At 72.7% G+C, this 10,085-nt stretch carries 9 protein-coding genes and 1 pseudogene; 8 read left to right on the forward strand and 2 right to left on the reverse strand.

Annotation, left to right across the window (positions count from 1 at the left end; translation table 11 throughout):
• Window positions 1-321, forward strand: a pseudogene (locus ACWF9Z_RS36170) (hypothetical protein); the annotation flags it as partial.
• A gap of 179 nt (window positions 322-500) precedes the next feature.
• Here the strand turns inward: ACWF9Z_RS36170 and ACWF9Z_RS36175 are convergent.
• Window positions 501-1,004 carry a nuclear transport factor 2 family protein gene (locus tag ACWF9Z_RS36175; protein ID WP_453609802.1) on the reverse strand — a complete coding sequence of 168 codons (504 nt, stop codon included), beginning with the start codon at window positions 1,002-1,004 and terminating at the stop codon, window positions 501-503.
• A gap of 76 nt (window positions 1,005-1,080) precedes the next feature.
• Window positions 1,081-2,112, reverse strand: a complete 1,032-nt coding sequence (locus ACWF9Z_RS36180) for a medium chain dehydrogenase/reductase family protein (protein WP_453609804.1) — start codon at window positions 2,110-2,112, stop codon at window positions 1,081-1,083.
• Between the two features lie 122 nt (window positions 2,113-2,234).
• Here ACWF9Z_RS36180 and ACWF9Z_RS36185 point away from each other — a divergent pair, with 122 nt between their 5' ends.
• From ACWF9Z_RS36185 to ACWF9Z_RS36215, 7 genes are all read left to right on the forward strand, one after another.
• Entirely contained in the window at window positions 2,235-2,885 is a 651-nt protein-coding gene (locus ACWF9Z_RS36185) for a TetR/AcrR family transcriptional regulator (protein WP_453609806.1), read from the forward strand.
• Window positions 2,886-3,099: 214 nt separating this feature from the next.
• Complete coding sequence (locus tag ACWF9Z_RS36190) at window positions 3,100-4,926, forward strand: enoyl-CoA hydratase-related protein (RefSeq protein ID WP_453609808.1); 1,827 nt, start codon at window positions 3,100-3,102, stop codon at window positions 4,924-4,926.
• Between the two features lie 73 nt (window positions 4,927-4,999).
• Entirely contained in the window at window positions 5,000-6,055 is a 1,056-nt protein-coding gene (locus tag ACWF9Z_RS36195) for an NADH-quinone oxidoreductase subunit B family protein (RefSeq protein ID WP_453609810.1), read from the forward strand.
• A 132-nt stretch (window positions 6,056-6,187) separates the two neighbouring features.
• The gene (locus ACWF9Z_RS36200; RefSeq protein ID WP_356661782.1) at window positions 6,188-7,972 is read left to right on the forward strand and encodes a nickel-dependent hydrogenase large subunit; all 1,785 of its coding nucleotides are present in this window, start codon (window positions 6,188-6,190) and stop codon (window positions 7,970-7,972) included.
• On the forward strand, window positions 7,969-8,514 hold the full coding sequence (locus ACWF9Z_RS36205; protein ID WP_453609812.1) for a hypothetical protein: 546 nt from the start codon (window positions 7,969-7,971) through the stop codon (window positions 8,512-8,514). Before ACWF9Z_RS36200 ends, ACWF9Z_RS36205 begins: the two co-directional genes overlap by 4 nt.
• 248 nt (window positions 8,515-8,762) lie before the next feature.
• Window positions 8,763-9,326 (forward strand): DUF5947 family protein, encoded by a 564-nt coding sequence (locus ACWF9Z_RS36210; RefSeq protein ID WP_453609815.1) that lies wholly within the window; start codon window positions 8,763-8,765, stop codon window positions 9,324-9,326.
• Window positions 9,323-10,085: DUF6084 family protein (locus tag ACWF9Z_RS36215; RefSeq protein WP_453609814.1), on the forward strand; the 763-nt coding region annotated here is incomplete at its 3' end. The genes ACWF9Z_RS36210 and ACWF9Z_RS36215, both read left to right, overlap by 4 nt.

Here is a 10,085-nt window from a genome sequence, read left to right on the forward strand (position 1 = left end):
GGCGGCGAAGGCGGCGAAGGCGGAAAGGGCGGCGAAGGCGGCAAGGGCGGACGGCCCGGTGAGCCCGGCAAGCCCGGCAAGCCCGGCCGCGCAGGCTGCTTCCGCTTCGAGGACCTGCCCGACAAGACCAAGTCCGAACTGACGGTCGTGGACCGGGTCCGCATCGCCGTCACCCTGGTGGCCGACGATTCCGACGAGACGAGGGACAAGATCGCCAAGAAGTACAAGATCTCCGACGAGCAGCTGGACACCTGGAAGAAGAACTACGTCGACGGCGACTGGTTCGCCCTGATGGGAATCGACTCCCCGCTCTCCGCCTGAGCAGGAGTACGCGGGACGGCCGCGACGAGAAACCCTCCGACCGTCCCGCACGGCCGGGAACCGACGGCCCCTGAACGACCCGGACGACCACCCCGCCCACAAGGCGACCTCCACGTCACGCCCCGAGGCCGACCGCCTCGGGGTTTCGGCGTGCCCGCGCCGGGGCCCCGGATACGAGGTCACGGGTTCGGCGGGGTCCAGTCGGCGGGAAGGCCGGACTGGGCGAGGACGGCGTTGAGGCTGTAGAAGTCCTGGTCGGAGGCGATCTGGCGGCCGTCGAGACGGAGCAGCGTGGCCAGGGGAACGGCGAAGGGCTCGGGTGCGCCCTTGAGGTGTCCCGCGTAGACGGCCTCGATGGTGATGTGGTCTCCGTCGCGATGGGCCTCGCGCACGGTGACGTGGACGTTGTCGATGAGGCTGTCGGTGCGGGCCTTCCACCCGGCGATCTCCTGACGGCCCTGGAAGGTGACGCCTATCGCCTGGTCGGTGTGGGAGCCCCCGGGGGTGAACAGCGCGCCGAGCGCGCTGGGGTCGCCGCCGTTCCAGGCGGTCTCCCACACGGCGACGACCCTCGGCAGGTGCCGGCCGGCGGGCTGTGCGGCGAAGGCGGTGGTGCCGAGTGCGACGGTGACGGCCGTGGCGCAGATCAGAGTGGTCATGGCGCGGGTGGGACGGATCTTCATGGCTGCGGTCCTTCGGTGAGGGTCTGGGGCGGACGGGCGGGAGGGTGCGGGGCCAGGACGTCAGGGCTTGAGAACGTCAGGGCGTGAGGACGACCTTGCCGGTGACGGTGCCGGACTCCGCCAGGCTCAGGGCCTCGGCGGCCCTGGCGAGCGGCAGTTGGGCGGCGATCCGGGCCGTGATGTCGCCGCGCTCCAGGGCGGAGAAGACCTCGGTGAGGTCGGCCCGCAGCCGGGCACGGAAGCGGTCCTTGTTCAGCGCGCGGCCGGCCCAGATGTTGTAGAAGTGTGCGCGGCGGCCGTTGGGCAAGGCGTTCCACAGCCAGGTGCGGGCGAGGATCTTCAGCACGGGCATCTGCTGGGAACCGGTGTCGTCGCGCGTGGAGGCGCTGCCGTAGGAGACGAGGGTGCCGCCGGGCGCGAGCAGGTGCCAGGAATCGATGACGCTGCGGCCGCCGACGTGGTCGAAGACGGCGTCCACGCCGCCGGGGGCCAGTTCCCGGACCCGGGCCGCGACGTGTCCGGCCCGGTAGTCGACCGGGGTGACGTCCAGTTCCCGCAGGGCGTCGTGGTGGCGGACGGAGGCAGTGCCGATCACCTTCGCGCCGGCCGCGCGGGCGAGTTGGACCAATACGGAGCCCACGCCGCCGCCGGCGCCGTGCACCAGGACGGTCTGCCCGGCGCGCACTCGGGCCGTGCGGTGCAGCATCTGCCAGGCGGTGATGCCGTTCACCACGACGGTCTCGGCCTGGGCCGCCGTCAGTCCGTCCGGCACCTTGATCGCGTCCTTCGCGTCGACGACCACGTGGCTGGCCCAGCCGCCGACCTTGACCAGTGCGGCCACCCGCCGTCCGGTCAGGCCCGGGTCGACTCCTTGGCCGGTCGACCGCACCCGGCCCACCAGGTCGTAGCCGGGGACGAACGGGAACGGCGGCTGGTCGTAGTACCGCCCGCGGCGCATCTGCTGTTCGGCGAAGGAGACACCGGTCGCCTCCATGGCGATGACCATCTGCCCGGGGCCGGCCTCCGGCACGGCCGCGTGGCGGATCTGCAGGTCTTCGGGGGCCACGATGCCCGGCAGGACGACCTGGACGAGGCGTTCGCTGTTCATGGTCACTCATTTCGTAGAAGCTCTCTCGTTCGTTAGAAGTTGTAACGCTTTCGATCGCGAGAGTCAAGAACATTCGTGATAGCTTCTAACCAACAGCGGGTGAGAGAGCGGGGAGACAGGTCGTGAGCGAGCCGGACACACGGACCCCCAGGGAGCGGTACCGGTCCCAGGTGCGGGAAGAGGCGAAGACGCACGCCCGGGAGCAGATCGCCACGGCCGGTGCTTCCGCCCTGTCCCTCAACGCCATCGCCAAGCAGATGGGCATGAGCGGACCGGCCCTCTACCGCTACTTCGCCAACCGCGACGAGCTGATCAGCGAGCTCATCAGGGACGCCTACCGCAGCCTGGCCGACGCCTTCCGCGCCCGCGCCGAGGCGGGTGCCGGTCTCGGTGACCTCGCGCACGCCCTGCGCGCATGGGCCCTGGCCGACCCCCAGCGCTACCTCCTCGTCTACGGCACCCCCGTGCCCGGCTACCGGGCCCCCGAGGACACCACCCGCATCGCCGCGGAGATCATGGCCGTCCTCCTCGACGCGTGCACCGCCGAGGAGCCCCCCGCCGGGCCGCCGTCACCGCTGGAGACGCACCTGGACGGGCACCGGGACTGGGCCGCGCAGCACCCGGGCCCGCCGTCGGCGCTGCACCGCGCACTCACGTTCTGGACCCGCCTCCACGGGGTGCTCTCCCTCGAACTCGCCGGCCACTTCACCGGGATGGGGTTCGATCCGGCCTTGCTCTACACCTCGGAGGCCGAGGCCCTCAAGGGCCCCTGACCGTCCGGCTCCGCCGCCGCACCCACCGCCGCGAACCACGGCCACGAGCCACCGCCGCGACCCACCCCCGCGCCGCCGAGTGGCCCCGCCCGGCCGCGCTTTCGAGTGATACCTCCGCCCGGCGCCGCCCGGGGCAGCCCCGCGCTCCCCCAGGCTCGCAGGCGGCCGGTCATGATCCGGTCATGATCCGTCGCCGGACAGCGGAGGAGATCACGTGCACGTCCTGCTCGTCGCGAGCGCCTTCAACAGCCTCACGCAGCGCGTCTACGCCGAGCTGGGCGAGCACGGCCATCACGTCGCGGTCGAACTCGCCCTGCCCGGAGCCTCCCTGCCCGGAGCCTCCCTGGCCGAGGCCGTGGACCGTCATCAGCCGGACCTGATCATCGCGCCCATGCTGCGCACGGCGATCCCGCAGGAGGTGTGGTCCACCCGCACCTGCCTGATCGTCCACCCGGGCCCGGTCGGCGACCGCGGCCCCTCCTCCCTCGACCGGGCCGTCCAGGAAGGGCGGACACGCTGGGCCGTCACCGTCCTGCAGGCCGTCGAGGAGATGGACGCCGGCGACGTATGGGCCACCGTCGCATGCGCCGTCCCCCCGGTCCCGAAGAGCGACCTGTACCGCGGGGAGATCGCCGACGCCGCGCTGGAGGCCGTCCTGCTCGCCGTCGAGCGCTTCGCCTCGGGCACCTACGTCCCGGAGCCCCAGACCACCGGCCACGCCCTGCCGTACCTGCGCCAGGAACACCGCGCCATCGACTGGCGGACTGATTCCACGGAGCGGGTGCTGCGCGTCCTGCGGGCCGCCGACTCCCAGCCCGGTGTACGGGACGAGTTGCTCGGCGGCGAGTGGTACCTGCACGGCGGCCACCCGGAGCCGCACCTGCGGGGACGCCCCGGCGAGCTGCTGGCCACGCGCGCCGGGGCCGTCTGCCGCGCCACCTCCGACGGCGCCGTCTGGATCCCCGAAGTCCGCGCGAAACGGCTTCCCGGGGAACCCGCCCCCGTGAAGCTTCCCGCGACGGTGGCCCTCGGTGAGCGCCTGCGCCCGCCCCACCTCCCGCGACCGCTCCCGGAGCACCCCGCCCCCGTGCCCGGCACGGGCACCGCGTACCCGCGCGCGGGGGCCGAGATCGGCTACCGGGAGGAGGGCGGGGCCGGGTTCCTCTCGTTCTCCTTCCCCAGCGGGGCGATGGACACCGGGCGGTGCCGACGCCTGCTCGAGGCCTACCGGACCGCCTGCTCCCGTCCCACCTCGGTGCTCGTCCTCGGCGGCGGGCGGGACTTCTTCTCCAACGGCATCCACCTGGGCGTCATCGAGGCCGCCGCCGACCCGGCCGCGGAGTCCTGGGCGAACATCAACGCCATGGACGACCTCGTCGAAGCCGTCCTGACCACCACCGACCGCCTCGTCGTCGCGGCCCTCGGCGGCAACGCCGCCGCCGGCGGCGCCCTGCTCGGGCTCGCCGCCGACGAGGTCTGGTGCCGTTCGGGGGTGGTCCTCAACCCCCACTACCGGCTGATGGGGCTGTACGGCTCGGAGTACTGGACGTACACCCTGCCGCGCCGGGTCGGCGCCGAGCTCACCGAGCGGCTCACCCGCGACGCCCTGCCCGTCGGCTCCGACACCGCGGCGCGGCTCGGGCTGGCCGACCGCACGGTCGCCTGCGGGCCGGGGGCCTTCGCCGACGTCACGGCCCGGCTGGCCGTCCGGATGGCCGGTTCACCGGCGGTGCAGAGGCGCATCGCGGAGAAGAAGGCACGGCGCGAGCTCGACGAGGCGGCCCGTCCCCTGGCCTCGTACCGCGAAGCCGAGCTGGCCCGGATGCGGGACACCTTCTTCGACCCCGAGGCCCCGTACCACGCCCTGCGCAGGGCGTTCGTACGCAAGGAGCCCCTGGCCGCCACCCCCGCGCACCTGGCCGGCGCGCGCGTCCGCACACCGGCGAGGGGGTCCGGCACACCCGCGCGCACGGTGGCGGCACCGGACCCGGTCACTGGACTGGCCGCACATGACCGGGCGTCCGGACCGTTCACCTGTTAGCAAGAAGGGTGAGGCCGGACGACGGGCCTCACCTCCCCCCTCCCCCTCCACTCCTCCCCTAGGAGGCATCCGGATGGCCACAGCAGCGCCGACCGAGGCCGAGGACCCCCCGATCCACATCCTCTGGATCAACGCGGGGCTGAGCTGCGACGGCGACTCCGTGTCGCTGACCGCGGCCATGCAGCCCAGCATCGAAGAGATCGTGCTGGGTGTACTGCCCGGTCTGCCCAAGATCGCCGTGCACTGGCCGCTGATCGACTTCGAATGCGGACCCGTGGGTGGCGCGGACACGTTCATCGAATGGTTCTTCAAGGGGGAGCGCGGCGAGATCGACCCCTTCGTGCTCGTCGTGGAGGGCTCCATCCCCAACGAGAGCATCAAGCCCGAGGGCTACTGGTGCGGTTTCGGTGACGATCCGGAGACCGGCCAGCCCATCACCACCAGCGAGTGGATCGACCGGCTGGCACCCAAGGCCCTCGCGGTCGTCGCGATCGGCACCTGCGCCACGTACGGCGGCATCCACGCGATGGAGGGCAACCCGACCGGCGCCATGGGCCTGCCCGACTACCTCGGCTGGGACTGGAAGTCCCAGGCTGGCATCCCGATCGTGTGCGTGCCCGGCTGCCCGATCCAGCCGGACAACTTCTCCGAGACGCTCACCTACCTGCTGTACCAGGCGGCGGGCTCGGCCCCGATGATCCCGCTCGACGACAAGCTGCGCCCCACCTGGCTGTTCGGCGCGACCGTGCACGAGGGCTGCGACCGGGCCGGCTACTACGAGCAGGGGCAGTTCGCGCATACCTACGACTCCCCGAAGTGCCTGGTCAAGCTCGGCTGCTGGGGCCCCGTCGTCAAGTGCAACGTGCCCAAGCGCGGCTGGATGAACGGCATCGGCGGCTGTCCGAACGTGGGTGGCATCTGCATCGCCTGCACCATGCCCGGCTTCCCCGACAAGTTCATGCCCTTCATGGACGAACCGCCCGGGGCCAAGGTGTCCAGCGCGGCCAGCGGCGCCTACGGGGCGGTGGTCCGCAAGCTCCGGGCGATCACGGCGCACACCGTGGACCAGGAGCCGCAGTGGCGCCACCGCGGAGACGAGCTGACCACCGGCTACCGCCCGCCCTGGTGACCGGGCGGGTCACCCCGGCCCCGGGCGCGGGCGCGCGCGTACGCGCCCGCACCCCGCATGCACCCCCGCACACCCGCACCCGCACCCCTGTGGGAACCACCGATCCAGCACCGAAGGGTCACGGCAGACACGATGGCACCGAATACGAAGGCAGCCGGCGACGGCAGCGGCCTGGTGGAGATGGCCTGGGATCCGATCACCCGGATCGTGGGCAGTCTCGGCATCCACACGAAGATCGACTTCAAACAGAAGCGGGTCGCGGAGTGCTACAGCACCTCGTCGGTCTTCCGCGGCTACAGCGTCTTCATGCGCGGCAAGGACCCCCGCGACGCGCACTTCATCACCAGCCGCATCTGCGGCATCTGCGGTGACAACCACGCCACTTGCTCCGTCTACGCGCAGAACATGGCCTACGGGGTGAAGCCGCCCCACCTCGCCGAGTGGATCATCAACCTGGGCGAGTCGGCGGAGTACATGTTCGACCACAACATCTTCCAGGAGAACCTGGTCGGGGTCGACTACTGCGAGAAGATGGTCCGCGAGACCAACCCCGGCGTGCTGGAACTGGCCGAGCGCACCCCCGCCCCGCACGCGGGCGAGCACGGCTTCAAGACCATCGCCGACATCATGCGCTCGCTCAACCCCCTCGAGGGCGAGTTCTACCGCGAGGCCCTCCAGGTCAGCCGCTACACCCGCGAGATGTTCTGCCTGATGGAGGGGCGCCACGTCCACCCCTCCACCCTCTACCCGGGCGGCGTCGGCACCATCGCCTCCGTCCAGCTCTTCACGGACTACATGAGCCGCCTCATGCGGTACTGCGAGTTCATGAAGCGCGTCGTCCCGCTCCACGACGACCTCTTCGACTTCTTCTACGAGGCCCTCCCCGGGTACGAGGAGGTCGGCCGCCGGCGCGTGCTGCTGGGGTGCTGGGGTGCGCTCAACGACCCCGAGCACTGCGACTTCACCTACGCCAACATGACCGACTGGGGACGGAAGATGTTCGTCACCCCGGGCATCGTGGTGGACGGGAAGCTCGTCACCAACGACCTCACCGAGATCAACCTCGGCATCCGGATCCTGCTCGGCAGTTCCTACTACGACGACTGGCAGGGGCAGGAGAAGTTCGTCACCCACGACCCCCTCGGCAACCCGGTCGACGCCCGTCACCCCTGGAACCAGCACACCATCCCCGCCCCGCAGAAGCGGAACTTCGACGACAAGTACAGCTGGGTGATGTCCCCGCGCTGGTTCGACGGCAAGGACCACCTCGCCCTCGACACCGGCGGCGGCCCCCTCGCCCGCCTGTGGTCCACCGCCCTGTCGGGCCTGGTGAACACCGACTACGTGCAGGCCACCGGGCACAGCGTGGTCATCACCCTCCCCCGCACCATGACCAAGCCCGAGACCCGCTTCGAGTGGAAGATCCCGAAGTGGAGCAACGCGCTGGAGCGCAACCGCGCCCGCACGTACTTCCAGGCGTACGCGGCCGCCATCGCCCTGCACTGCGCCGAGAAGGGTCTCGCGGAGGTCCGCGCCGGCCGCACGCAGACCTGGGAGAAGTTCGAGGTCCCGGACGAGGGCCTCGGCGTCGGCTTCACCGAGGCCGTGCGCGGGGTGCTCTCGCACCACATGGTGATCCGCGACGGCAAGATCGCCAACTACCACCCGTATCCACCGACCCCGTGGAACGCCAGCACCCGCGACACCTTCGGCACTCCCGGCCCCTACGAGGACGCGGTGCAGAACACCCCGATCTTCGAGGAGAACACCCCGGAGAACTTCAAGGGCATCGACATCATGCGTGCCGTGCGCAGCTTCGACCCCTGTCTGCCGTGCGGGGTCCACATGTACGTGGGCGGCGGCCAGACGGTGAAGCAGATGCACGTGCCCACCGGCCTGAGCGGACTGGGCGGATGAGCGCCGGCGCGAGCGTGCGGGCCGACGCCCGCCAGACGGGGGCGCGGGTCGAGGAGGTGCTCGACCGGCTCGCCGCCACCGGGGACCGGGAGGTGTGCGCGGCCGCCGAGGAACTGGTGCGCGTGCTCATGGACTTCTACGGAGCCGGGCTCGCCCGGATCGTCGCCGGCCTCGGCGAGGCGCCGCTCTCCGGGCTCCTCGACGACGAACTGGTGGCGAGCCTGCTCGCCCTGCACGACCTGCACCCCGAGGACCTGGACGCCCGCATCGCCCGTGCCCTGGCGAGCGTACGGGAACCCGCGGAGGTCCTCGGCTTCGACGAGGCCACCGGAACGCTCCGGCTGCGCTCCGCGCCCGGAGGCGGCTGCGGCTGCGGGAGCACCGCGGCCTCGGCCGGCCCGGGGCCCTCACGCGCCGTCGAGGACGCCCTCGCCTGCTTCGCCCCCGAGGTGAACACGGTGGAGCTGGCACCGGCCGAGGCCGCGGCCCCGGTCCTGCTCCAGATCGACACCCGCCCGCAGACCCCGACGCGGGTGCGGTGAGCGGCTCCCCGGGGTGGTCCCCCCCCCCCCCGCGCGCGGCGGGGGGGGCCGCCCCCCGCGCGCCGGGGGGGGGGCGGCCCCGAAGCGGCCAGCGCCGGGGGGGCCGCGGCCGCCCCGGCCGCCCCCCCCCCCCCCGGCCGCCCGGGCGCCGGCCCCCCCCCCCCCCCCCCCCCCGGGGCGCCCTCCCCCCCCCGGGGCCCCCCGGCGCGCCCCCCCCCCCGCGCCCGGCCCGCCCGGAGGTCTGCGGGCTGTGCGGAACGGTGGTCGCGGAGAACGCGCACCGCCATGTCGTGGAGACCGAGAAGCGGGAGCTGGTGTGCGCCTGCACCGCGTGCGCCCTGCTGTTCGACCGGCCCGGCGTCACCACCGGGCGGTTCCGCGCCGTCCCGAGCCGCTACCTCGCCGACCCGGCCCACCAACTCGACGACGGCGCCTGGGAGATGCTCCAGATCCCGGTCGGCGTCGCCTTCTTCTTCCGCAACGCCGCCCTCGATCGTCTCGTCGCGCTCTACCCGAGCCCGGCCGGCGCCACCGAGAGCGAACTCGACCCCGAGACCTGGCAGACCGTACTCGGCGCCGGGCGCCTCGCCCCGCTCCTCGAACCCGACGTGGAGGCCCTGCTGCTCCGCCGTGAGCAGGGACGCACCGACTGCTACCTGGTGCCGATCGACATCTGCTACGAGCTCGTCGGGCGGATGCGCCTGCTGTGGACGGGATTCGACGGCGGAGCCGAAGCCCGGGCGGCGCTTGACGCGTTCTTCGCCGAGGTCGGGCGACGGGCCAAGACCCCGGCGGAGGCACCCGCGCCATGACGGACTTCGACTTCACCTGCACCGGTGTGCGCGCCGACCCGTACGCCGCCGGACCCACCCTGGTGTTCCGGCTGCGCGTCACGGCCGGCGGGGACCCCGAACCGGCCCGGGTGCACGCCCTGGCGCTGCGCTGCCAACTGCGCATCGAGCCCGCCCGGCGCGGTTACGGACCGGCCGAGGCGGAGGGGCTGGCCGATCTGTTCGGCGAACGCTCCCGCTGGGGCACCACCCTGCAGCCGGTGCAGTTCGCGCAGGTCGCCCTCATGGTGCCCAGTTTCACCGGGGAGACCGAGATCGACGTGGTCGTGCCGTGCACCTACGACATGGACATCGCCGCGAGCCGCTACTTCAGCAGTCTGCAGGACGGGGAGGCTCCGCTGCTGATGCTCTTCTCCGGCACCGCCTTCACCGGGGCCGGCGGCTTCCACGTCGAGCCCGTGCCCTGGGACCGCGAGGCCTCGTACCGGATGCCCGTGGCGGTCTGGCGCGAGATGGTCGAGCAGCACTTTCCGGGCTGCGGCTGGCTGCGGCTGCCCCGGGACGTCATGGACGAGCTGCTCGCCTTCCGCTCGCGGCACGCCCTCGCCTCCTGGGAGGCGACCGTACGGACCCTCCTGGACGCGGGGGGGGGGGGCCCCCCCCCCCCCCCCCCCCCCCCCCCCCCCCCGGCCCCCCCCCCCCCCCCCGCCCCCGCGCCGCCCCCCCCCCCCCCCCCCCGCCCGCCCCCCCCCCCGCGCGGAGAGACACACAAAACAACCC

The organism is Streptomyces sp. NPDC054961 (assembly GCF_053609145.1).